The sequence below is a fragment of the Nitrosomonas sp. ANs5 genome (genome assembly GCF_050584665.1).
Lineage (GTDB): Bacteria > Pseudomonadota > Gammaproteobacteria > Burkholderiales > Nitrosomonadaceae > Nitrosomonas.
In genome coordinates this window covers 1-24928 of the sequence record NZ_JBEUDO010000041.1, presented here as the reverse complement: position 1 = coordinate 24928, position 24928 = coordinate 1, and the positions used below count along the sequence as shown (strand labels likewise).

General features: G+C 52.0%; 23 protein-coding genes. 13 read left to right on the top strand and 10 right to left on the bottom strand.

The window, feature by feature from the left end; translation table 11 throughout:
- Positions 1–420 precede the first annotated feature (420 nt).
- Positions 421–1149 carry a hypothetical protein gene (locus tag ABTW62_RS10290; RefSeq protein ID WP_430904489.1) on the bottom strand — a complete coding sequence of 243 codons (729 nt, stop codon included), beginning with the start codon at positions 1147–1149 and terminating at the stop codon, positions 421–423.
- Positions 1150–1670: 521 nt separating this feature from the next.
- Here ABTW62_RS10290 and ABTW62_RS10285 point away from each other — a divergent pair.
- Complete coding sequence (locus ABTW62_RS10285; RefSeq protein ID WP_430904488.1) at positions 1671–3461, top strand: alginate export family protein; 1791 nt, start codon at positions 1671–1673, stop codon at positions 3459–3461.
- A 30-nt stretch (positions 3462–3491) separates the two neighbouring features.
- On the opposite strand, the gene ABTW62_RS10280 is transcribed toward ABTW62_RS10285, so the two are convergent.
- Positions 3492–4565, bottom strand: coding sequence for a hypothetical protein (locus ABTW62_RS10280; RefSeq protein ID WP_430904487.1), 1074 nt, complete (start codon positions 4563–4565; stop codon positions 3492–3494).
- Between the two features lie 237 nt (positions 4566–4802).
- Between ABTW62_RS10280 and ABTW62_RS10275 the strand changes: the two genes are divergently transcribed.
- The 4 genes from ABTW62_RS10275 (at position 4803) to ABTW62_RS10260 (ending at position 8358) form a co-directional block, all read left to right on the top strand.
- Positions 4803–5009 carry a hypothetical protein gene (locus tag ABTW62_RS10275; RefSeq protein WP_430904486.1) on the top strand — a complete coding sequence of 69 codons (207 nt, stop codon included), beginning with the start codon at positions 4803–4805 and terminating at the stop codon, positions 5007–5009.
- Entirely contained in the window at positions 5006–5656 is a 651-nt protein-coding gene (locus tag ABTW62_RS10270) for a TetR family transcriptional regulator C-terminal domain-containing protein (RefSeq protein WP_430904485.1), read from the top strand. Before ABTW62_RS10275 ends, ABTW62_RS10270 begins: the two co-directional genes overlap by 4 nt.
- A gap of 237 nt (positions 5657–5893) precedes the next feature.
- Positions 5894–7642, top strand: coding sequence for a hypothetical protein (locus ABTW62_RS10265; protein WP_430904484.1), 1749 nt, complete (start codon positions 5894–5896; stop codon positions 7640–7642).
- Between the two features lie 206 nt (positions 7643–7848).
- The gene (locus ABTW62_RS10260) at positions 7849–8358 is read left to right on the top strand and encodes a DUF1269 domain-containing protein (RefSeq protein WP_430904483.1); all 510 of its coding nucleotides are present in this window, start codon (positions 7849–7851) and stop codon (positions 8356–8358) included.
- A gap of 265 nt (positions 8359–8623) precedes the next feature.
- On the opposite strand, the gene ABTW62_RS10255 is transcribed toward ABTW62_RS10260, so the two are convergent.
- From ABTW62_RS10255 to ABTW62_RS10220, 8 genes are all read right to left on the bottom strand, one after another.
- Complete coding sequence (locus ABTW62_RS10255) at positions 8624–9046, bottom strand: CBS domain-containing protein (RefSeq protein WP_430904482.1); 423 nt, start codon at positions 9044–9046, stop codon at positions 8624–8626.
- On the bottom strand, positions 9043–9393 hold the full coding sequence (locus tag ABTW62_RS10250) for a P-II family nitrogen regulator (RefSeq protein ID WP_430904481.1): 351 nt from the start codon (positions 9391–9393) through the stop codon (positions 9043–9045). Before ABTW62_RS10250 ends, ABTW62_RS10255 begins: the two co-directional genes overlap by 4 nt.
- Before the next feature lie 15 nt (positions 9394–9408).
- On the bottom strand, positions 9409–10212 hold the full coding sequence (locus ABTW62_RS10245; protein ID WP_430904480.1) for a DUF1538 domain-containing protein: 804 nt from the start codon (positions 10210–10212) through the stop codon (positions 9409–9411).
- Positions 10209–10946, bottom strand: coding sequence for a DUF1538 family protein (locus tag ABTW62_RS10240; RefSeq protein WP_430904479.1), 738 nt, complete (start codon positions 10944–10946; stop codon positions 10209–10211). Before ABTW62_RS10240 ends, ABTW62_RS10245 begins: the two co-directional genes overlap by 4 nt.
- Before the next feature lie 30 nt (positions 10947–10976).
- The gene (gene asnB / locus ABTW62_RS10235) at positions 10977–12986 is read right to left on the bottom strand and encodes an asparagine synthase (glutamine-hydrolyzing) (protein ID WP_430904478.1); all 2010 of its coding nucleotides are present in this window, start codon (positions 12984–12986) and stop codon (positions 10977–10979) included.
- 223 nt (positions 12987–13209) lie between these two features.
- Positions 13210–14283 (bottom strand): aspartate/ornithine carbamoyltransferase family protein, encoded by a 1074-nt coding sequence (locus ABTW62_RS10230; protein ID WP_430904477.1) that lies wholly within the window; start codon positions 14281–14283, stop codon positions 13210–13212.
- Positions 14284–14385: 102 nt separating this feature from the next.
- Positions 14386–15816 (bottom strand): sodium:solute symporter family transporter, encoded by a 1431-nt coding sequence (locus ABTW62_RS10225; RefSeq protein ID WP_430904476.1) that lies wholly within the window; start codon positions 15814–15816, stop codon positions 14386–14388.
- The gene (locus ABTW62_RS10220; RefSeq protein ID WP_430904475.1) at positions 15809–16237 is read right to left on the bottom strand and encodes a hypothetical protein; all 429 of its coding nucleotides are present in this window, start codon (positions 16235–16237) and stop codon (positions 15809–15811) included. Before ABTW62_RS10220 ends, ABTW62_RS10225 begins: the two co-directional genes overlap by 8 nt.
- A 106-nt stretch (positions 16238–16343) precedes the next feature.
- On the opposite strand from ABTW62_RS10220, the gene ABTW62_RS10215 reads away from it, so the two are divergent.
- The 8 genes from ABTW62_RS10215 (at position 16344) to ABTW62_RS10180 (ending at position 24872) form a co-directional block, all read left to right on the top strand.
- On the top strand, positions 16344–17609 hold the full coding sequence (locus ABTW62_RS10215) for a Zn-dependent hydrolase (protein WP_430904474.1): 1266 nt from the start codon (positions 16344–16346) through the stop codon (positions 17607–17609).
- Between the two features lie 82 nt (positions 17610–17691).
- Positions 17692–17949: a hypothetical protein gene (locus ABTW62_RS10210; RefSeq protein ID WP_430904473.1), complete on the top strand. Its 258-nt coding sequence runs from the start codon at positions 17692–17694 to the stop codon at positions 17947–17949.
- Entirely contained in the window at positions 17940–19019 is a 1080-nt protein-coding gene (locus ABTW62_RS10205; RefSeq protein WP_430904472.1) for an AI-2E family transporter, read from the top strand. Before ABTW62_RS10210 ends, ABTW62_RS10205 begins: the two co-directional genes overlap by 10 nt.
- Positions 19020–19240: 221 nt before the next feature.
- Positions 19241–21850 (top strand): leucine--tRNA ligase, encoded by a 2610-nt coding sequence (gene leuS, locus ABTW62_RS10200; RefSeq protein WP_430904471.1) that lies wholly within the window; start codon positions 19241–19243, stop codon positions 21848–21850.
- Positions 21851–21869: 19 nt separating this feature from the next.
- Positions 21870–22364: an LPS assembly lipoprotein LptE gene (lptE, locus tag ABTW62_RS10195; protein ID WP_430904470.1), complete on the top strand. Its 495-nt coding sequence runs from the start codon at positions 21870–21872 to the stop codon at positions 22362–22364.
- Between the two features lie 12 nt (positions 22365–22376).
- Entirely contained in the window at positions 22377–23447 is a 1071-nt protein-coding gene (gene holA / locus ABTW62_RS10190; protein ID WP_430904469.1) for a DNA polymerase III subunit delta, read from the top strand.
- 232 nt (positions 23448–23679) lie between these two features.
- Positions 23680–24096, top strand: coding sequence for an OsmC family protein (locus ABTW62_RS10185; RefSeq protein ID WP_430904468.1), 417 nt, complete (start codon positions 23680–23682; stop codon positions 24094–24096).
- Positions 24097–24728: 632 nt separating this feature from the next.
- A complete protein-coding gene (locus tag ABTW62_RS10180; RefSeq protein WP_430904467.1) occupies positions 24729–24872 on the top strand; it encodes a hypothetical protein in 144 nt (47 codons plus the stop codon).
- Positions 24873–24928: the final 56 nt, after the last annotated feature.

The window sequence follows — 24928 nt, the reverse complement described above, 5'->3', positions numbered from 1 at the left end:
ATGATCACTCGAACCGGTGTTTCCAAACAGCTTTTTGAGATACTAGTACTCAGTTCCGCCAAAACGATTACATAAAATCGCGCCTTCGCCTGTCATGCGTTGTTGCAAATCCTCGCCATAGCTACGGCTATGACTGCGGTTTGCGCCTAGCCTAGCAGGCGAATCCATCGATTTCATTTGTAATCTAATTGACGGTACGGAGTACTAGGAGGCTGTCCGAGAATAGACTGATCTACTGCGGACGATTCTGGCTGGCTGGATTTTCCGATCCTTTTCGTTGAATAGAACGACTATTCGCCTCAAATGATCGAAAAATCCAGCCAGCCAGCCAGCCAGCCTCGCCCTCGCTACGATCGCTATTCTCGGACAGCCTCCTAGGTGATTTGAAATGAGCGAGAAGAACTCTGGCTGTTACTGTCGTTATTCAGGCTGCGCTTTTATACTTTTCAGCTCTATCGCCAATTGTTTCAAATCTTGTTTCATTAAGTTGATATATGATTCAATCTGGTCATGCATATTTGCTCTGTTGATTAACTGCTCGGCTGTATATATGCCACCATTGCCAAAATAAAGTTGTTTGAGTTTTGTTTTTTCTTCTGTGTTGGCATCTACGATTTGCTCGAATTTTATCCATTGGTTCAATATTTTTTGCCTTAAGGACATTGCTTGGGGTTCTGATGGGTTTTGGTAGTTTAGGTAATACCAAACGGGTGGAGGAAATATGGTGGAAGTAACGCCGCCTTCCCAGAATTCTCTTAACGCATTTCTCGGGTGATAAAACGCTACTCCCGTTTCATTTCCAAGAATAGACATACCTAAAGTAGCCTCAGTAATACCTGTTGCAATACCGACATATTCTGCCGAATGCCCTTTGATGCCTTGCGAAAGCATCAGACCGGCGGCGATTGCACCAGTCGCGCCGACTATAATTGCGGCAACAGTCAGATTTTTTTCCAGTTTTCCTTCTTTTGATTTGAGGTAGTTGGCGATTTGCTCTGCGCGTTCTTCTTCGCAGTCCAGTTCCGATGCAATGGCTGAAATTTCCAGAGATGAAGTATTGATTTTCTGGTATATGCTTTGTGAGATTTCTATTACTGCCAGCCTGTTTTCGATAGTCGGGTTTTTGTTGCGCAGCGTTAAATAATTCACATAGTTGGTTAGAAGATCCAGTATGCCAATTGCATTGGCTATATTCAGGCTTTGGGAACTGAGTCTCGTGGCTAATGTCTGGTCGATGTGGATTTCATGAATAGGTTTCGGGGGTTCCAGATTCGGGTCATAAACTGTGTTCTGTGTTCTGTGTTCTGTAAATTGCAGCTGCTTTTCTCAAACCGCGCTTCTGGCGCTGCCGGTTTGAGACTAACGCAAGCGGGTAGTATAGCTGCCAGTGATATGACAAAAAGTTTTTTAAATGACATAAATCCTGTCAGTTTGATATGGAAAATCAGAAAATTATCCAGTCAGTAGACGCTGTCCTTTTCCGGTTCGGAGCCGCTATGGCGCGCATGCGTCATCGACACCAGGATATACATGGAGTATAGTTATAAACGGCTGTTCTGTTTTTTTAATAGCTTCCAATTATATCCACAGTGCTTTCAATTCAAGATAGGCGTCAACGATGACGCTTTCGGTGCTTGCCTGAGCGCGACGTCCCATCTTCTCGATATCCGATGATAAAGAATATTGCCTGTTCTGTGCTGTTGCTGGTGCTGGTGGCATCTGGCTGCGCGCATCTATCTGATACACAGATTGCTGACCCAAATTCCGGGGAGAAACCTGGCTTTCCTGCTGGGCGGGTGGTTGTTCAAGAGCAAGCGGTGATGGATTCCAAACCACTGACGCTGGAACCGGAACGTGCAACCCTGCTGGAATGGTTGCACATGCTTGAGCGTCATGATGTTGTGGCTGATGCCATTCCGACTGGCCTGGAAGATAATGCGTCTGTCACGGAGTATTCGGATGCTGATCCGGTATCTAGCGAGGCTGAACAGTTACTCCCCCCGGAGAAGGTTCAGCAACGCCTGCTGCAGCTGGATGAGAGCGAGAGGGAAAGGCGCGAACTCGAAGAACTGAGCCCCGCGGAAAGAACCAAACGGCTGCTGGAAGTGGAACAAATCGAGCCGGTGGCGACAGCGTCGGTCAAAGAGGTCGAGGGGGCGGACCGGGTCAAGCGGCTTATCGGCATTTATGCGAGAACCCTGGGGATCTATGACGAAATTCTGGATGAAGTACAGATAGGCCCTGGTTATTTTGCCAGACAAGCCCGGCTTCCCCGTTGGCTGACCATTGGGGGTGAACACCGCACTCGTTTTGAGCACATGAATGGGCAGTTCCGGCGAGGCCTGCGCGCGGTAGACCAGCAACTTGCCTTGCGGACCCGGCTGTTTTTTTCGATTCAGGATATTCTCGACCCTTTTCGTTTGACTGTGGAATTACAGGATTCACGCGCATATCTTACTCACGCCGATTCCAATGTGGGTACCACCCACATCGACAAGACTGAAATTCAGCAATTGCATCTCGATCTGATCTTCAAGGATTTTTTTGGCACCGGTTTGCCCTCAGAAATTCGAATGGGACGTGTCAACATGGACTTGGGCCGCGGGCGGTGGATTGCCCGCAATAATTTCCGCAATACGACCAATGCCTTCGATGGCCTGTATTGGAAACTGGGTCAGCCGGGCGGGTTCCAGTCCAACACTTTTGCCGTGTGGCCAGTCGATAAATTTGAACGGGCGCTCAATCCTTTCCTGGACGATAATGAGAATTTCTTATGGGGAAGCTATGCTGCATTGCCTTCCTTGGATGCCGTGCCTTGGCTGCGTACCGAGCTGAGCTATCATGGACACTCCAATCCGGGGCCGTATCGGGATTTCACGATGCTGGGCTACCGCTTCTTCAAGCATGGCGGGGTAAAGGAATGGGAGTTTGAGGTGGAATCTGACTATCAATTCGGAAAAATCAGCGAGCTGGCCAATTTTGCCCATTTTCACCATGGAGAACTGGGCTATACCTTTGATTATCCATGGAAGCCGCAGTTTCTGGTGCGGTTTGATTATGCTTCACCCGGTTTCGACATACTCTACGGCCGGCGTTCGTTTGAATTGACGCCGACAGGGATTCTAGGCCCCTTTCAGCGAAACAATCTGATTTCCTCCGGCTACCGGTTGCTAGTACAACCGAGCAAGCGTTACTGGATTTTCTTTCAGCACCGCGCTACCTGGTTGGCTGACCCGACCGCGCCCTGGGTGGGCACCGGTCTCAGGGATCCCAATGGGCAATCTGGCAGTTTTCTGGGCCAAACAATGGAAATCCGGACCCGGCTGCAGGTACTGGACAATTTGTTCCTACAAGCCGGATATATGCACTTCGCATTCGGTTCCTTTGCCCGGAATGCGCCCGAGAGCCCTGTCGACCGGAATATGAACTATGCCTATTTCTGGACTGAATTCATGTTTTAGGCGCGGGTACTGAGACAGGGAGCAGAAGTGTCATGGTTGGCTCCCCTCTGTTGCCGGTGCGGACCATAACAGTTTTTCATCCTTGCTGCGCAATTGGAGCAGGGGGGCGCCTTCGTTATCCAACAATAAGCTGGCCCGCGGGAGAGCCCCCCCATTCATCAGATCCAGCGCCAATTCCCCCTTTTTGCGGAGTCCGAGAAAGGCTTCTCTCTGGCCATTGAGCGCACTTAAGTAAACGCTGGGCCGGTCATCTTTTTCCAGACTTAGGTAAATCCCGTTTTTACCGGCTTTATCGACCAGGGATAGCAGGGGACCATCCCGGAGAATAAAGTTCGGCCGGCCATCTTCATCGAGATTGAGTCCAGCCCGCAGACGGTCTTTTTTGTCATACAGTGCAAACAAGGGCTCTTCAGTTTTGGGCAGTGGCTGTATCGAGAGCGACACTAACCGGCTTCCTTCGTTATCTTTCAAGCTGATGCTCGGTTCGCCTCCCTGGTGCACGCGCAGACTTAGGCGCGGTGTATTGTCCTTGTCAGTCAGCAGGAGATAATCCGGTGCCAGGGCGGCGCGTGTCTTGCCATCCTTTTGTATGGACAGGGCTGGCTGATCCGGGATGGCCTCCATTGAGACTTCCAGTTTTTCTTCCCGATCACGCAGTAACAATCGCGGATTGTGATCGACAAAAAACAGGGTGGCTTGCCCTCCGCCCTTGGCGTCGTGTAATTCCAATTCTGGCGATCCATTCGCCGTCATGGCCACGCGGACCCGCGACTTGCCCTCATTATCATTCAGGACTAATTCAGGGAGACCAGCATTTGGGGTGCCCAACTGTGCGAGGGTAGTGCCTTTTTTGCTCAGCAATACGAGCTGCGGCTCTCCAGCGGCAGTGATTTCGAGGCGCGCACGCGGTGTGCCCGATTGATCGGTCAGAATCAATGCTTCAGTGGCAATGCGCGGGGTATGCGGAAGAGCATTTCTGGAATTTGGAGGAATTTCCTGCTCCGAGGCAGACAGGGTCGGCAGGCCTTGGTGTGACAGAAGCCCGCCGGCCAGCCCCATGAATAATGACATGAATACAATGGAAGTCTCTTTCTTGCTCAACATGGTTTCCTTCTGAGAGTGGTTGAAATTGCCGCTTGCGCTCCCGGTTTGACTGTTCAGAGTACCGCCCTAGCGGACTCGAGCCATCACATCAGTTTAACGGAGTTTTGATGATTGCGTAAAATATCCTTTGGCATGACAAGCTGACTATTCCGGAATAACCAGCCAATCGCTATTTTATATGGCTAATATGCTGTTATAAAAGACTATATGCACCATGCACAGTTTTCAGCAGGAGGCATGAAGCTGAGAATCATCCTTCCTCTGTTTTATGGTGCATTTCGTGGGCTACGCTTCTTGAAATCCGGCATCGAATGCATGGGTTGTCAGTGTGGGAATAACTTGCTCGGATGTGTGTATGACAAACCTGATGCAGATGAGTTCGTGATGCGCATGGCTGTCATGATGTGCCGGCATAGCCGGGATCTGGCGAATGAGTGTGTATGAATTTTCAGTCTATGTTGACGAAACAAGACAACCGGTCGTATTATATGGATATGTTGACATCACAGAAAAAAGAAGCGAAAAAAGATACCTTGCTGAATCATGGCGTCAAGATGTTGATGCAGCAGGGTTATCATGGTACTGGGCTACAGGAGATTCTCGATGCAGCCAGCATTCCCAAGGGCTCTTTTTACAACTATTTTTCCAGTAAGGAAGATTTTGGCGCCGCAGTCATTCAGCATTATATTGATCCGTACATCAGGCAATTAAGTGCCTGCTTGCAGCAACCTGAGGCCGATGCGTTCGCGGCGATCGTGGATTATTTTAACCAGCTCGTGTCGGAGCTCGAACACAATGACTATCAGGGCGGCTGCCTGTTGGGCAACCTAATGGGAGAAATCGGTGACACGAGTGAGGTTTGCCAGAAGTCACTCCAGACTGCCGTCGAGCGTTATCGGGATCTGCTGCAGGCTGGCCTGGCTAGGGCCCAGCAGCAGGGGACGATCAGGCGGGATAAATCAGCAAAAGAGATGGCGGATTTATTAATCAATACTTGGCAGGGTGCCTTGTTGCGATCAAAAATTGACAAATCATCGGCACCGGCTAAACAGTGTTGCCAGGATTTGCTGGGTGATTATTTTAGAGCGTAGTTTTTTAAACCGGGGAAAGACGACTGGTCATTTATTAAGGGCAGATTGAAATACCCAAGACTCGGTAATCGATTTGTCTGTCATATCTGCGCAAGCGTCGGCTGCGATCGAGGCGCTGCCAATTGGCCTGCGGAACAGCGCAGCATTATTCACTGGCCCATCCGATATTGCCGGGCTGGGCCGGTGCCGAATCAAGCTGGCATGGCTGCCGCTTGGGGATAATTTAAGGAGGCGTATATGAACACTCATTCCATCAGATATTTATTGGCAGGGTTGGCCATGAGCGTGACGGGCATTGCTTGCTCGCACGCGCTGAACGAAGATCAGGCCGGTACCGGGGACGGCAGGCATGCTCTCAGGCTGGCGGCGAATCATGTCCATTATGCGGCAGCGGATTTGTCGGATCAAGCGGGGCCTGACGGGACGCTCGCGCCCAGGCTGCAAAACCTCGGTGTGCATACTTTTCCAGTCAGTACGCGCAATGAAAGGGCGCAGCTATTTATCAATCAAGGCATCAATCTTGCCTATGGCTTTAACCATGCCGAGGCCCGCCGAGCCTTCCGCGAGGCTGCCCGGCTTGACCCTGGTCTTGCCATGGCCTACTGGGGGCAGGCGCTGGTGCTGGGCCCGAACATTAACGCCATGATGGAGGAGAATGAAGAGCCACAGGCGCTGGCGCTGATTCAGAAAGCCAAATCACTCATGGCTTCGGCTTCGCCCAAGGAACAAGCCCTGATTCTGGCATTGGAAAAGCGCTATTCAGGCACTGCCAGCAATCGGATCGTTAATGACAAGGCTTATGCCGATGCGATGCGCGAAGTGCATGCGCGCTTCCCGGATGATCCGGATATCGCAATGTTCTATGTGGAGTCGATGATGGATCTGCGTCCCTGGGGTTACTGGATGCGGGATGGCCGGCCCTATGATGGCACCGAGGAAATCGTGGCCTTGACCGAGGAAGTGCTGCGCCGACATCCCAAGCATCCGGGCGCATTGCACATGTATATCCACCTGATGGAGCCAACAGCCACACCCGAGCGCGCCGAGCAAGCGGCGGATACCTTGCTGACATTGATGCCGGCAGCAGGGCATATGATTCACATGCCTTCACATATCTACCAGCGCGTGGGACGTTATGCGGATGCCATGAAAAGTAATCAAATGGCGATCGCTGCCGATGAGGCGTACATTGCGCAGTGCCGGGCCCAGGGGTTATATCCGATGGCCTATTATCCGCATAACATTCATTTTCTCTGGTTTGCCGCGACTGCTAGCGGCCAGAGTCAGGCCGCACTGGAAAGCGCGCGCGCGATTTCTGACAAAATCAGCGATGCTGTCCTGAGCGAGATGCCTTTCACTGCGGTTTTCCGTGTGGTGCCTTACTGGACGCTGGCGCGCTTCGGGCATTGGCAGCAAGTGCTTGCAGAGCCTGCGCCGCCTGCTGGCAATTTGTTTCTCAAAGGCAGCTGGCATTACGTGCGCGGGTTGGCGCATGTGGCCACAGGGCAATTGCCATTGGCTGAACAGGAGCTGAAGCAGTTGCGCGCGATTGTGCAGAATCCTGCGCTGGATATGCCGCTTTTTTCAAGTAATACGGCGCTCAGTGTATTGAAAATCGGTCCAGAGGTGCTGGCCGGTGAAATCGCGGCCGCCCGGGGAAAATTCGATACTGCTATCGCACATCTCGATCGTGCAATTCGATACGAAGACAGTCTGGTTTATACAGAACCGACCGAATGGCATTTTCCGCCACGCCTGGCGCTTGGGGCGATTCTGCTGGAGGCAGGGCTGCCCGATGAAGCCGAGACCGTCTATTGGGAAGACCTGCGGCGTAATCGTGACAATGGCTGGGCACTTTTCGGCCTGTTGCAAGCCCTGCGTGCACAGAACAAGACAAGTGAGGCTAGTGTCATCGAGGCGCGTTTCAAAAAAGCCTGGGAGCAGGCGGATGTCACGCTCATCGCTTCACGTTTCGGCCGGCCATAAGGCGCATGTGATGTCAGGTGACGTCAGAACAGAGGCCCTGCTTCTGCTGGCTGCCGGCAGCATGCATTGCTGGACAATTACCGGGGCATGTGACTTTTTGATTGCTTTCGCAGAAAGAGCTCTCTATGATTGAGATCAGAAGGAGTGAATTACATCGTATCAATTCCTTCCAATAGATCGGATTAACCTAATTAATGGAGGTTAGCATGCGAAGAATCTATTTTCTTGTCCCAAATATCGATGTCACAAGAAAGATTGTCGATGAATTGCTATTGGCGCGGATCGAGGAAAGGCATATCCATGTCATTGCCAAGCGCGGTACGCCGCTCGAAGATTTGCCCGAAGCCAGCTTGTTGCAAAAAAGCGATTTTGTGCCGGCAGTCCAGCAAGGGTTGGCTGTGGGTGGATCGACTGGCGCGCTGGCGGGGCTGGTCGCCGTTGCACTGCCCCCCGCTTCAACCGTGATTGCTGGCGGTGTTCTGCTTGCCGGCGCGCTGGCGGGCGCCGGGATCGGTGCATGGATAAGCGGTATGGTGGGGATGAGCGTTGGCAACCGGCGCATCAAGGAATTCGAGGAGGCGATCGAAGCTGGGCATATGCTTGTACTGGCCGACGTGCCTGCTGCTCGGGTTGAAGAAATTGAAGAGCGTGTGAAACAGCATATCCCGGAAGTGGAAGTCGAAAGTACGGAACCCAGGGTGCCGGCATTCCCTTAATGAGGGCTTGCATGGTGTCATGACAGTATGAAATATTCGGATGGCATGGATTGCATGATTTTATGCTTATCGTGAGTGATTGTTCCATCTCGATGAGAAGGGCCGATCTTGGTTCGGAGAAATTTTGCAGTCCATGCCGGCACATGATGAGATCAAGTAGAGCCTGGCTTTTGAGGCGTTGTTGTGATCTTCATCTGTTGGTCATCATGGATCATAGTGGGTAACAGAGCCATCCGGATTAGCTGGAAGCGGCTGCAAGCAAGCGTTATTCGCGGGTGTTGCCCAGCCATTCATTGAGCATCCCATCGATTACCATATCGTTGTAACCCACCACCCCGACAATGTTGCCGGCTTCGATCACCGGAGCGAGGGAGAGTCCGAAACGGTCGAACAGACGCGCGCAGTAACGGATATTCATTTGCGGGGAGACACCCAAAACCGGCTTGGACATGATTTCGTAGACATTTACTCTCGCCGGGGAGCGGTCTTTTGCAAGCACTTTCTTGGCGATATCGGCGAGCATCACGATGCCGTATTCATCATTGGTAGAGCGTTTGTTGACGATCAAAACACCCGTGTTGGGATGGTGCATGCCGGTAAGGGCTTCAGCGACAGTTGTAATCCCATCGACCAGGTCGAAATCTTTTTTCATCACGTCGCCTACGCGGATGAACTTGGTTCCCTTCATAGCTTTTCCTCCACGACGGTCGAGAGTTCCTTGATTTGATGCGCCACACCCACTGCATCTTCGACATCTATCTGGAACGCGATACCGGTACCGGAGGTCATGTCGAATTCGCCGACCTCGGCGATTCTTTCGAGAATGAGGCGGGACAAATGTTCTTCAACGAGCAGCATCACCACATCCCGCTGGGTTTCCAGTGACAAGCCAAGAAAGGTTTTGGCTCTTTCCACACCTTCACCGCGGGCACTGGTAATGATGGTAGCGCCGGTTGCGCCCGATTGGCGGGCAGCTTCCATGACGCGCTCGGTCTTGTTATCGTCCACAAAGGTGATAATCAGTTTGAAATGCACTTCAGGCGCTCCTTGTCATGAGGTGTTGGTCTTATCAGGATCAGTGTCTGGTTTGCGCCTGCCGGCGCGATACTCGGCAATCTGTGCATAGGCCATGACGGTTATGATAGGGAACAGGCAGGCGAATGCAATCAAACCAAATCCATCGATGAGCGGATCACGTCCAGGGACCGATTCAGCCAGCCCTAGTCCGAGCGCGGCGATGATCGGTACAGTGACTGTGGAAGTGGCAACCCCCCCTGAGTCGAAAGCAAGCGGTACGATCATGCGTGGTGCCCGCCAGGCTTGGAGCACCACAACCACATAAGCGGCAATGATAAACCACTGGATCGGCAGTCCGGTGATAATGCGGAACACGCCCAGTGCGATCCCGGTCGCAACGCCCAGCGCGACTGCAATGCGTAGTGCTGTCGCATGGATCGCGCCGCCTGAAACTTGATTGGCTTTCAATGCAACAGCGATTAGAGAAGGCTCGGCAAGTGTTGTGGCAAAACCAATGGTGAAGGCAAAGATCAGTACCCAGTAATAATCGGTCCAGGCGAGCGGGATATCCTGTAACTGGTCTACATTTCTTAGAAAATCCGGTGCAGTCAATTGTTCGGCCATCAGCCGTCCGATTGGAAACAGGGCGCGCTCCAATCCCACCAGGAACAAAGTCAAACCGAGCAATACGAACAAGAACCCAAACAACACGCGTGGTGCATTAGTGAGGGGGCGGCGCAGAATCAGGAACTGAAAACCGAATAGGATAGCTACAATGGGAAAGATGTCTCCCAGCGTCGCAATCAAGGTATCAAAGAGGGCAAGCAACCAACTCATAATATGATTATTCCATAACCCATGACAAAGATCATCGGCGTGAGTGAGGCAAAAGCAATGATACCAAAACCGTCAAGCATAGGATTTCGCCCGCGTATCGAGGCCGCCAAGCCGACACCGAGTGCTGTGACCAGCGGTACTGTAATGGTGGAAGTGGTGACGCCACCGGAATCATACGCGATGCCAACGATTTCTGTCGGGGCGAACAGTGTCATGATGATCACCAACACATAACCACCGATGATCAGGTAATGGATCGGCCAGCCCTTGATGATGCGGATGACTCCGAGCATTACCGCGCAGCCTACAGCGAGCGCTACGGTCAGACGCAGCCCCAGCGCATAGTCGGCGATCGCCTCTGGCGTATCCATCACCACACCCGTTTGCGCCGCCATCCTGCCAGCTTCGCCAACAATCGCGATCAGGGCCGGTTCGGCAATGGTTGTACTGAAGCCGAGTGCAAAAGCAAAAGTGAGCAACCATGGGATACTGCCTTTGCGTGCGAATGCATGCGCCATGCTTTCGCCGATCGGGAATAAGCCCATTTCGAGGCCATAGATAAACAAGGTTAGCCCAACCACAACCAGCAAGGCGCCGAGCACCACTTCAGTAAACTGAGGCAGTGCCTGTTGCAGTACGAGCAGCTGGAAAAAAGCGATTACGCCGATGATCGGGATGAGGTCACGCCCGCTGCGTAATAACGACGCCAGAAATGCACGAATTAAGCTTGCCAAAGGTACCTCTTGTTTTTTTAGATCAACGCCTTATATGACCCATCCCAATTGCTGTGCCTTGTCGTGCGCCAATTGTGAGAGATCCTGTTCAATAAAGTGGTGATGCAGCAACATGACACCCAGCACATGATTGAGTATCGCATCGATCTGAATTTTGTCGGCGGCCGGTGTATCACTATTTTCCTGTTTTTCCATCAGGTGTTGCAAATAGTCGGCGTTGATCAGGCCGGCTTGCTTCAATTGTTCTGGTGAAGCGTAACGCGCAAATAATGCCTTGAGTTTCTGCCACTTTTTGTCATCCGTATGAGCGGGGGGCGCCATGAAGGCAAATTTCTGACGTTCATACAAGGTGGTTGGCAGCAGATGCTTCATCGCCTCTTTCAGCACATATTTCTCAACATTACCTCTGATTCTCAATTCGGGTGGAATGGTGGCGGCAAACTCGGCCAGATGATGATCGAGAAAGGCTGGCCGGGCTTCCATCGAGTTGGCCATATCAACCCTGTCGCCCCCCCAAGTGAGGATCTGCCCTTCGAGCATGGTCTTGATCCAGACATATTGGGCTTTATCCAGGGGATGGCGGCCTTTAAGATAATCCTCATCCAGGCGCGCGGCAATTGCCTCGCCTGGCTCGTAATCACCAAGCTCTGCCCGTCGCTCGTCATTCAGCAGTTGACGTGCCAGATCCGAGCAGCCCAGCCACGGTTGCAGGCAGCTGGGAGTGAAGCCGACCTTGCGATTGATTTCTGCCGATACATATTCGTCTTTGGGCAGCATTGCGCCCTGGAATAACTTGTTGGACTCGGATAGCGTGTGCTGCCATTCGGCGGCTTGTTCAGCATGTAATCCTTCCATGCCATGCAGAAACATATCCTTTCTGAATGCGGGATAACCGGCGAACAGTTCATCGGAACCTTCTCCAGTCAATACAACTTTGTAATGGTGGTGTGTGACATGCTGGCTCATCATCAATTTTGCCACAGCCAGCGTATTGTAGATGGTGCGCTCAGTATGCCAGATAGTGCGGGCAAAATTATCATAAAGCAGATCGGCGTTCAGTTTCAGAATGTCTTGTTCGGCTCCTACGGCATGAGCCATTTCAGAGGCAATGCTGGCCTCGTCATATGCTTCGTCGTCGAAACTGATGGTGAACGCACGGACCGGCTCCTGAGCGACTGCAGAAGCCAGTCCGAGAATGGAGCAGGAATCTATGCCACCCGATAAATAACAACCGACCGGCACATCGGCATTCAGTCTCAGCTGCACGGCCTGCAGCAGCTGGTTGCGAACGCCGGTTATATAATATTCGTCTTCATGCTTGGCACGTTCTGCCGGGACTGGGAAATGCATGTCCCAGTATTTAATGGTTTCAATCTGAAATGCATTGTTCCGGCGCGTGATTTTCAGCATGTGGCCGGGTTCGACCTGGTGCACGCCTTTAAAAGCGGTTGTGCCTGGTACCATCACCTGGATCAATTGATGGAATAGTCCTTGGCTGTCGAATGCTGGTGTGACCTCCGGATGAGCCAGCACCGCCTTGATCTCCGAGCCGAAAATGATGTGGTTGGCAGTCTGGGACCAGTAAAGGGGTTTGATGCCAAATCTGTCACGGACGAGATACAAGGTATCGGTCTGCTCGTCGTAAAGAGAAAAAGCGAATTCACCGCGCAGTTGTCGCAGGGTGTGATCCATGCCGGTCTGCAGATAGAGATGTGGTACGATTTCGGAATCACTTTTTGTCTCAAAGCGCACGCCCTGCATGGTCAGCTCGCCACGCAGGCGTTGATAATCATAGAATTCGCCATTGTGCGCAAAAATGATTTGACCGCCGTGCAAAATAAAGGGCTGGCGGCCCCGGGCTTCGTTCAGGTCGATGATCGATAGCCGGGCGTGACTCATGCCGACGCCGACTTGTTTGGGATTGCAGTAGCCATAGTTATCCGGCCCTCGATGATGCATGATGGCGGCCATATTGACCAATATCTGGGAGTCTATATTCCGTTCAGGGGAGTTGGCAAAGATGCCGGCGATTCCGCACATTATCAGCTCCTAATTGTGGCGCCACGCAAGCGTGGCGCAAGTAATGATTCATAGAAACAGGTTATCCGGCCAGAGTTTCTCGGCCGGCAGTGGCGTCCAGAAAGATTGTGCTTCATGTGAACAGAGGCACGTTTAACCGTTTATCTGGATATTGCATTTGGGGCGGCAAGCAGATGCCCGGCTGTGAACGCTGCGGGTGGCCATGGTGGCAGGGCAGGCAAGACTAGATAACATCCAGCACTCTTTCTGCGCGTTTGACCAGGCAGGTGAGCAATGCCATTCTTAGAAATACGGCCCCCCTGGCCTGGGAAAAATACCAGTTATGCGGCGTATCATCCAGACTGGTGCATAATTCAACGCTTCGTGCCAGCGGATGCAGAACGATCGCATCGGATTTGAGTGGCGACTGGGCATTGAGGTGGTAGCGCCTGCCATACTGCTTATAGGCATTGCCTTCCCAGGCGATCGCATTGATGTAAACCACGTCCGCTTCCGGCAAGACCTCATAGAGATCATTGGCTGCGTCAATTTGTAATCCGGCTTGTTCAAGCTGTGCCAACTGGCCATGAGAAAACATCGCGTTTTTTTGTTTGTCGTTGACGATCGTGATTTTGGAGAAAACATCGGGAAAATGGCACATCAGCTTCAGCAGGCTGCGGACAGTGCGCATTTTTGCCGGCAGTCCAACCAGGCATAGTTTCAATTTTTCACCTGGCTCGTTTGTTACCAGATCTGGCCGCCACTTGAAGATGGTGTAGAGATCGGCCAGCGCCTGGGTCGGGTGTTCATCGGTACCATTGCCAGCGTTGATGATGGGAATGCGCAGTGCTGTCATCATTTCTCTGACCGATTCTTCATTGCTGTCGCGCAAAACGACACAATCTCCATAGTTGTTGAACATTTCGGCGACATCCCGCAACGATTCGCCTTTCGCAATGCCAGTGGTGGAGCGGTCGGTGATGGACATGATGTCGCCGCCCAGACGGTGCCAGGCACTTTCAAAGGATAAGCGGGTACGCGTGCTGGGCTCGTAGAAGGCTGAGATCAGTATCTGGCCGTTCAGGGAAGTGCTGAAACGGCCTGGATTGGCTTCATATTTGGCAGCCAGGCGAAAAAGCTGCAGCAGTGTTGCCCGATCGAATTGATCCGAAGAAAAAATATGTTGTTCGGATAATTTCGCCAAATGATCGCCTTCTTCGACAATCGCTCTGAGCAGCTTCTTGGGATGCGCATCACCATGTACATCCGGCCGAGTGCGCTCAAATTGGATAACTTCCTCGAGTTTGGGATCTACCATAAAGATTTATCCTTGAGATCGCGCTTATAAAGCAGTAGTAAAATAATCGGGGCCAGCGCCGTGCCCAGGCACGCTGTTATGACCAGTAATGTCAATAAAGACTCACTCAGATACATTTTGAGATGCCTTAAAGGTTTGCCAGTTGAATTCACCGGGCGCTAGCAAAAGTCCCGCCAGGCAACAAGCCAACGACATCAAGCAAGCGCTGAAGGCTGCCACATAAAACCCTACGACAAAATAAAGCGTCAAGCCGGTTATTGTACCCAGCGCCATGGCTGCCGTGGCGAAACGGCCAGTCAGGCCGGGGTGATAAAGTCCGAACACGATCGGCCAAATAGCAGAGGCGACAAAAGCGCCGGCGAAATTTAACAGTGCCGCGAGTGTCGCGATCTTGGGTAAACATAATAGCCCAGTGATGACCCCCAGGCCAATGACAATTCTTTTATTGATTTTGAGTAGTCTTTCGCTGTCTGCAGCCGGGTTAATGAGGCGTTTGTAACCGTCCTGGGTGATCAAGTCAGAGGTGGCGGCCAGCAGGGAGTCCATGCTGGAAGCGAGCGCCGAGAAAACCACGACAAATACAAAAACCGCACCCACGGAACCCAGTAACTTGGCCGCTACCAGTGGTCCGACCATGTCAGCGCTCGGTGGCAATATGCCCAGCGTCAGCGCGGCCAGTGCGACAAAGCCGGTCACAATCGGGATCGGCAGCCATAGCAGACCACCGGTCAAGAAGGCTTTTTTTCCTACCCCTGTTCTAAAGGCAAAGGCTCTGGACCACCATACGTTGGAATGAAAGATCTCGCCTATTCCGAAGAAAATATTATTGAACAAGAACATGATGGCGGCGGGAAAGGCTAGATTGAGCAGTTCTGGCTGTGAGGCGGTAACGTTCTGATAGATGGTGCCGATGCCGACGGTATCGATGCAAACCCAGGCTATGATGACTATGCCAGCCAGAATCAGAATCGATTGCACAAAATCTGTGGCGATAACTGCTTTTAATCCTCCCAGTAGGGTATAGCCCACACAGATGATCAGGATGGCCAGCATGCCGGTATGATAATCCAGCTCGCTTAACGAAGCCAGCAGGATGCCGCCTGCCATCCCCAGGCTGACCAGCCAGCTGATGGCATAAAGCAGCGAGATGATCATGAATACGCCCCAGGCATTGTTGCCGTAACGGATGCGAATGAAGTCACCGCTGGTAAAGCCATGGGGCATCAGGGATTTGATCCGCTGTGCCATGGGTGCGAACAGGATCAGGCCCAAGGCTGCCATGCTATAGCCTATCATGCCCCATACGCCAAATTGATAGGCGAGCTGTGGCGCGACTAGTGTCGTATTGCTGGTAATCCAGGTGGCCATGGTGGTCGCGGTGGCAAAAGCAAGCCCAACATTGCGACCCGCCAGGGCATAGTCATCGATACTGCGGTTGTCTCGTCCCAGATACCAACCAAAGACAATCCACAATATGCCAAAACCGACCAAAATGGCTAAAGCCAGCTCCGTGCTCAGTTGTGCCTCAAGCATGGTTTTGCTCTTTGTAATGGAAGTGCCATAGCAAGCCTGCCAGCAGCAAGAAGACTGCCAATCCCGTGCCGAACAGGAATAATGCCTGACTCAGGGAGCGGTGCTGGACATGTATCTCAGCGATCAAGACCGGTGTTTTATTGCCCAGGCTGTCTATGAGCCGGGCTTGATAGATGCCGTTTGCAAAGCCTGAAAGCGTCACTTGGCGTTGTCCGGTGACATCGAATATTTGCCAGTCATCCAGCTCTGCCTGGCTGTGTGGCGTCGGCAGGCGCGTGATTTTTAGACCATCATAAGCCATGCTGTAATGGTCGAAATTCAGTATAAAAAAACCTTCACTTGATGCCAATTGTTGGACAGCTGATGCGGGTCCGCCGTAGAAAAGCAACAGTATCAAGACCAGCTCCAGGGTTTTACCCATGCTGTGCTCCAATGTTATCCATTTATTTACATGCTAACATTGGTTCGCGCTCTAAACAAAACCTACTGACCCGAGGCGGGTCTTTTTGAGTTAAAGAGGAATATTCATGACCCAACCAATAGCGATTAAATTGCCACGATTGCAAAACGATCTGCTCGAATTGTTCCGTATTGGTTATGATGCTGATTCCAAAGGTGTATTTCGCATGGGATTTACCGAGGCCGATATGCAGGCCAGGGATTGGCTGATCAAGAAATTTGAGCAGGAAGGCTTTAGTGCGCGTATGGACAGTGCTGGCAACATCATCGGCAGCATGCCAGGACAGCATTCTGGGCCCGTAGTGGCGATTGGTTCCCATATCGATTCGGTTCCTGCAGGCGGTATGTTCGATGGCAGTTTGGGGGTGTTGGCGGGACTCGAATGCATGCGGACCGTCAGAGATCATGACCTGTATTGCCACTATCCATTGGAAGTTTATGCATTTGCCGAGGAAGAGGGGCGCTTCGGTGGCATGATGGGTGTGCAGGCGATTGCTGGCGAACTGACGCCGCAGTGGCTGGAAACAGCTCATGACGCCAATCATGTGCTGCTCAAGGACGAAATGGCGCGCGCCGGATTGAGTGCGCTGGAAGCACTCAATGCCAGAGTCGATCCCAAGCATTTCCATGCTTTTCTGGAGTTGCATATTGAACAGGGGCCGGTCCTGGAAAGAATCAAAAAGCCAGTCGGGGTGGTTGATGCGATCTCGGGTGTTTATAAATGGCTGGTGAGACTGATTGGCAAGGCGAATCATGCCGGGACCGCACCCATGGATATGCGCAGCGATGCGTTTATGGGTCTGGCCGATTTCGCGCATGAAATTCCGCGCATCATAGAGGAAGACGGTACTGATAAAAGCCGTTTGACCATTGGGTGGGTTAAACTTAAGCCCGGTTATGCTCACACTGTTCCCGGGGAAGCCGAGTTTACCCTGGTGGGCCGGGACACGGATCCACAAGTCATGCAGGATCTGGCCGACTCCTGCCGGCGGGTATTATCCGCCATTGCCCGCAGACATAACCTGATGTTCGAGTTTGAGCAAATGAGCTGGCTGGCGCCACAGGCCATGTCCGATGAGGTGATTCAGGCGTTTTGCCGCCGGGCCGAGGCATTGCAGCTGGACTATGAGGTGATGCCCAGTGGTGCGGGGCACGATGCGCAGTACATGGCCAGGATCACGCCGACAGGTCTGATATTTATACCCAGTATTGGTGGTATCAGCCATGCGCCAGATGAGTGGACGCATTGGCAGGATGTGGAAATAGGCGCAAATCTTTTGCTGCATACCGCCTTGGATTTCGCCAGGCCATCAGGAAAAACGCAGTCTGCCTGACGGTTCGAGCTGATGGCCGATGTCGAGCAAAAGCGTTTCCGGGAAAGCGTTGCCAGTAGGAACAGGGGCGGCAGGAGGGTTAGTGAATGTATCGCGATGTTATGACGGCATGACTAAACGTTTGCCGTTTATCGAACTGCCGCGGGTGCGGGCTGCCATGAATGGATTCAGTCAGATTCCGGTAGGCGGCCATTCCAATGATGAAGAATATTTGTTTGTCCTTTGCTCGATTTGGCCAAACAGGTATGCAGATGGCAATGGCCTGGATAAATGTCTGGATCCAGTGCATGGCCAGCTGACGTTTCAAGCAGGGCTGAAGGAAATTCTGACATGGATTTGATTCTTGCGTGGTTCCGGCGGCAGCTGGCTGATCCGCAGATTGTCGCGCTGGCACTGATCGTGCTGCTGTTGGTGTTGTCGGTATGGTTGTTCGGGCAAATGCTTGCCCCACTTCTGGTTTCATTGGTGATCGCCTATTTGCTCGATGCGATGGCAGGACGCTTACGTGCTTGCGGAGTGCGTCACTCGATTGCAACCTCAGTGGTGTTTGTCATGTTCCTGGCGATACTTTGGGCCTGTTTCTTCTGGTTGCTGCCGCTGCTGATACGGCAAATGGGGCAACTGTTTCATCAAATACCGTTCATGGTGATTGAAGTACAGCAAGCCTTGTTGCAGCTGCCTTCCAAGTACCCCGCCATGATCTCCGAGCAACAGATTCGTGAAGTGTTTGCCGGCTTCAATACTGAGTTGATTCGTTTAAGCCAGCGGCTATTGGATTTCTCAATCGCTTCACTAATGACTCTGATCACGATCCTGATCTATTTGGTGCTGGTGCCCATTCTGGTATTTTTTTTGTTGAAGGATAAGGTGCTGTTAATCAACTGGGTGACCGGTTTCTTGCCCAGGGACCGGCGTTTGACGCATGAGGTGTGGGTCGAAGTGGATCGTCAGATCGGAAATTATGTACAAGGTAAACTGATTGAGATATTGATCGTGAGTTTTGTAACCTGGGTGGTCTTTCGTTATCTCAATCTCCAGTATGCGACGTTGCTGGCTACGTTGACTGGCGTATCGGTGCTCGTACCTTATGTCGGGGCCACGGTCGTGACACTGCCAGTGGCACTGGTTGCATATTTTCAATTCGGCATGGCGCCATCTTTTTACTATGTCATGCTGGCCTATGCAATCATCCAGTTCCTGGACGGGAACTTGCTGGTTCCAGTGCTGTTCAGCGAGGCCGTCAATCTGCATCCGGTCGCGATTATTGCGGCCATTCTGCTGTTTGGAGGGCTCTGGGGGTTCTGGGGGGTGTTTTTTGCGATTCCTCTGGCTACCGTGATTCAGGCAATTCTTCGGGCTTGGCCGCGCGAGGAATATCCGAAGAACGATGATGCGTTGGTTGCCCGGTAGCATGCCCCTTCAAGCAAGAGCTATGGCTTGACCGAGTCCATATCAATCAAATTGCTGCAAACACGATTGCTGATTGAAAGCAAACCGTTGATCAGTTCCTATGGCAAGTACCATGCGGCTTGCTTACACTTGGACTTGGGCTTTTCTCGGCGCTGTGCATATTAAGCCCTACCATTCACGGTATAATCAAGCTTTCGCTTTTCAGCTGGACACACCATTTTATGCAAGAAAAATATCATGCTCAGGAGATTGAGCGGCAGGCGCAGCAAGACTGGCAAGAGCAGGCTGTTTTTAACGTGTCCGAAGTTTCGGACAAGCCGAAATATTATTGCTTGTCGATGTTTCCTTATCCCTCCGGTAAGTTGCATATGGGACATGTGCGCAACTATACCATCGGTGATGTGTTGTCACGTTATCGCCGTATGCAGGGCTATAACGTCATGCAGCCTATGGGTTGGGATGCATTCGGCCTGCCTGCCGAGAATGCTGCCATTCAGCGCGGCGTGCCGCCAGCGCAATGGACTTATGACAACATTGCATACATGCGTGGTCAATTGCAAAGTCTGGGGTTTGGCATCGACTGGCGCCGCGAGCTGGCCACTTGCGATCCGGATTATTACCGCTGGAATCAATGGCTGTTTCTGCGGATGCTGGAAAAAGGCATTGCTTACCAGAAAACCCAGGTGGTGAATTGGGATCCAGTCGATCAGACTGTGCTGGCGAATGAACAGGTCATCGATGGTTGCGGTTGGCGTACCGGTGCGCTGGTGGAGAAGCGTGAAATTCCCGGTTATTATCTCGCCATTACCCAGTATGCGGACGAATTGCTGGCTGATCTGGACAAACTGCCAGGCTGGCCCGAGCGGGTGAAAACCATGCAGGCGAATTGGATTGGCAAGAGTTATGGGGTGGATATCACTTTCCCGGCCGATACGGCTTCAGGTATGCCGCAGGCATTGAAAATTTTTACGACGCGTGCGGATACTTTGATCGGGGCAACTTATGTGGCTGTTGCTGCCGAGCATCCAGTCGCATTGCATGCCGCCCGGGATCAATCGGACTTGGCTGCCTTTATCGAGGAATGCCGACATGGTGCCACCATCGAAGCGGAACTCGCGACGCAAGAAAAAAAGGGGATGGCAACGGGGTTGTATGTCGTGCATCCGTTAACGGGCGAGCGATTGCCGGTATGGGTGGCTAATTACGTGCTCATGAGCTATGGCGAGGGGGCAGTGATGGCAGTCCCGGCACATGATGAGCGCGATTTCGAATTCGCCAGCCAGTATGCCCTGCCAATTAGGGCAGTCATTAAACCAGCGGATGGCGAGCAGATCCTTCCGCTGACCCAGGCCTATACCGAATATGGCATCACTTTCGATTCGGGTGAGTTTTCCGGGCTGGAGTCAGCGGCGGCTATCGATGCGGTTGCGGATGCACTGGCCCGGAAAGAAATGGGTGAGAAACGCGTGCGCTATCGATTGCGTGACTGGGGTATTTCACGCCAGCGTTACTGGGGGTGCCCGATTCCGTTGATCCATTGCGAACACTGTGGTGTTGTGCCGGTGCCAGATGATCAGCTGCCGGTGGTGCTGCCTGTAGACCTGGTGCCGGATGGCTCTGGCAATCCGTTGGCCAAGACCCCCTCATTCTATGAATGTACCTGTCCGCGTTGCGGGCAACCGGCGCGGCGCGAGACCGATACCATGGATACATTTGTCGATTCCTCCTGGTATTTTATTCGCTATGCATGCCCGGATCAGCATGAGGCCATGACTGATCAGCGCGCGGATTACTGGCTGCCGGTCGATCAGTATATTGGAGGCATCGAGCATGCCATCTTGCACTTGCTTTACTCGCGTTTCTGGAGCAAGGTGATGCGTGATTTGGGAGGGGTGTCCTGTGATGAACCTTTCTCCAATCTGCTCACGCAGGGGATGGTGCTGAACGAAATTTTCTTCCGTAAAACGGGTGCCGGGCGTATGCATTATTACAATCCGTCAGAAGTCGATATTTTATATGATGAAGCAGGCAAAAGAACGGGTGCCATATTGCAGGCCGATGGTCAGCCAGTAGAGTCCGGCGGGATTGGCACCATGTCAAAATCAAAAAACAATGGCGTCGATCCGCAGGAAATAGTCGAGCATTATGGTGCCGATACTGCCCGCTTGTTTATGATGTTTGCCAGCCCGCCTACCCAGACACTGGAATGGTCGGATGCCGGGGTCGAAGGCGCTTTTCGCTTTCTCAAACGTTTGTGGCGGCAGGTCTATTTGCACGTACAGCAAGATGCTGCGCTGCCGGCAATCGATTCGAGTGCCCAGCATGCGCTCCCGGCTGAACTCAAAGTACTGCGTTACCAGTTGCATCAAACGATTGTCAAGGTTTCTGACGATCTGGAGCGGCGCCATACCTTTAATACTGCAATCGCCGCAGTGATGGAGCTCATGAACGAGTTGAGCAAACTGCAGGACAGTGATGATCCGGTTGCACGTCATCTGATGCAAGAGGCGCTGGAAAATATGGTATTGCTGCTTTCACCTATTGTGCCGCATATCTGTCATATCCTCTGGCGCGAGCTCAGACCTGGCACGGAGTTGCTGGATCAATCCTGGCCCAAAGCTGATGAGCGGGCGTTGATTCAGGATGAGATGGACCTGGTGGTTCAAGTTAATGGCAAGCTGCGTGCCCAGATTCGTGTGGCCAGAGATGCCAGCCAGGCTGCCATCGAGCATGCGGCATTGGCTCATGAGCATATTCAAAAAAGCGTTGCCGGCCGGCCTGTAAGAAGAGTGGTCATTGTTCCAGGAAAGCTGGTCAATATCGTTGTTTGATCACTGATTGTTTCTGCAGATGTCGAGATTATCATTTGTTGTATTGTTTTTTCTTGTGGCGAGTCTTGCCGCCTGCGGCTTTCAGTTACGGGGACAAGTTGCCGAGCTGCCATTTGAGCGGGTTTATATTACTGCACCGGCCGGCCTGACCATAGGTTCTGACCTAGAGCGGGCAATCAATACCCATACTCGTGCACAAGTGGTCAAGAAAATGGAGAAAGCCGAGGTGGTGATCCAGATAATCAGCGCTATCAATGAAAAGCGTATTCTCTCTCTTTCAGGGGGGGGGAGAGTGCGCGAATTTGAATTGGGGTATCGGGTTGCAACCCGGCTGCTGGATCCCAGTGGTGCGGAGTTGTTAACCCTGAACGAAATCAGGTTGACGCGCATTCTGCCCTTCCTGGATGCGCAGGTGTTAGCCAAGGTTGCAGAAGAGGAAATGCTGTACAAGGACATGCAGAACGACGCTGTGCAGCAGATTATCCGGCAAATTTCAGCCATCAATCCTGGTTAGTGTGCCTGTCGCATGCAGCTTAACCCTGAACATCTAGCCAAACAGCTCGGGAGTGGTATTGCACCACTGTATGTGATTCTGGGCGACGAGCTGCTGTTGGCCATGGAAATCGCCGATGAGATACGCCGCCAGGCGGGCAGCGATGGCTATGCCGAGCGAGAAGTGCTGACAGTGGACCCGCGTTTTGACTGGGCGCATCTGAAGCGATGGCGCTGCCAATCATCATTGTTCGGTGAGCGGCGGATGCTGGAGCTGCGTATTCCCACGGGTAAGCCCGGCAGGGAAGGGGGGGCTGCCATCGAGATGTTTTGTCGCAATTTGCCGGCCGATACCGTGACAGTTGTGATGCTGCCTGGGGTTGACAGGCAGGGTCAGGCGAGCAAATGGTTCAAGGTGCTCGAGCAAACAGGTCTGGTGATTGCGGTGCCATCGGTTAAACGTGCACAATTGGCTGGTTGGATAGCGCAACGCCTGCAACGACAAGGGCAATCGGCTGACCGTGATGTTCTGCAATTTTTTGTGGACAAGGTTGAAGGCAACTTGTTGGCAGCGCATCAGGAAATCAAAAAACTCGCATTGCTCTATCCCTCTGGGAGATTGTCTTTCGAGCAAGTGAAAAACGCTATCCTGGATGTCGCGCGCTACGATGTTTTGCAGTTGTCCGAAGCGCTGTTAATGGCTGACATGGTGCGATATAGCCGGATTTTATCGGGCCTGCAGGGCGAAGGTGCCGCGCTGCCATTAATATTGGCAGTGCTCGCCGAACAAATCCGCGTACTATTGAAAATATGCTTGGCAGTCGATGCCAAGCGGGGGGGGGCGCTGGCGCAGATCATGAAGGTACAGCGGGTATGGCCTTCTCAGCAGAAATTGATTGCCCACGCGCTGCAACATGCCGATCGACAATTATTGATGGGTGCGCTCCGGCATGCGGCACATATTGATCGTATCATCAAGGGGGTGGTACAGGGAGATGCCTGGGAGGCGCTCTTGCAATTGGGGATGCATTTTGCCGGGCACCGCAATTTATACGCTAGGAGGCTGTCCGAGAATAGCGATCGTAGCGAGGGCGAGGCTGGTTGAGTTGGATTTTTCGATCATTTGAGGCGAATAGTCGTTTTATTTAACGAAAAGGATCGTAAAATCCAGCCAATCAGGCTCGTCCGCAGTAGATCAGTCTATTCTCGGACAGCCTCCTAGCAGCGATTGCTACGCTGTGCCGCATGTCAATTAAACCCGGAAATTCCGGTTGGGCAGGTTTAAAGACTGTGCAATCCGGCTGGTCGGGAATTACGGGTCAAATTTTAAAATACAGATGAAAGCAAACATTGCATGGCAAGACGGCGTCAGCTTCCTCGGGCAAACGGAAAGTGGCCATTCCGTGTTGATGGATGGTGCACCGGAGGCCGGAGGGAAGAACCTGGGGCCGCGTCCGATGGAAATGATTCTGATGGGGCTGGGTGGGTGCACGGCATTTGATGTCGTGCTCATTCTGCGCAAGGCGCGGCAGGCGATCAGCCATTGCTCGATCGAGATCGATGCGCAACGTGCAGATAAAGATCCAAAAGTCTTTACGCGTATTCATTTGCATTTCATCGTGACCGGACAAAATCTCAATCCCCGTCAGGTGGAACGTGCGATTAGCCTCTCCGCAGAAAAATATTGCTCCGCTTCCCTGATGCTAAAGGCGACCGTTGCTATTACGCATGATTATGAAATCATTGCGGAGTGAGTCTCTGAGAAGCAGCTTGGAAATTTCCGTTTTAGGCCCATCTCTTTAACGTCATATCTATGGCGGTGATGCATGGTTGCCGAAAAGCGTCTGGATGGCCGCGGCCCGTTGGGCCTCGCCATGGCAGTGACCAAGGTGTGTGCGGCGATCGTTTTTTACTATTCGCCATTGCGAGCGTAGCGCAGCAATCCAGCCCAGCGTCAACCAGGTCTTGGTGCTGGGACCTTGCCAGGTAGGTAGCAGGGGAGGTTGTCCATGGTTTTAGAAAAAGCAGCGCGTGTTGATGCACATCAAGTTGCTGCATGATCAATCGAATCCAGTGTTGCCAGCCCTGATCAGGGCTGGTGCTAGATCCGCAGAGGTTTGAAATAAAAAAATTCAAAAGTAGGTTGTAAAAGCTGATTTTCCCTTGTATTATAATTCTGTGCTAGTCAATTGAAGGAAGTTGATTCGGTTGTTTATGTTTGGGTGATCAAGGAATCAAGTTCCTTTTCATGTTAGGTATAAATTATCTGGACAATTAATTCATGTTCTGGTACGTAGCATGCGGTTTTTTTGAAATGAAAATCGGGTAGTAATACCTGTTAGAAAAACTATTAACTCATGTAATTATTTCTATAGGGAGACTCAAAATGAAACTCACTTTAGTATTGGCTGCATTGTTGGTAGCATCCTCATTGACTGCATGCATGGCAGAGAAACCTGCTCAGTATCCTCCAAGCCTGATGATGGAACGTGATTCCATGCCAGATAAAGTAGATGATAGTGAGAATTAAAATATATGACCAAGAAGCTTTAACCGCCCTTTTAGGGCGGTTTTTTTTTGTGTGCA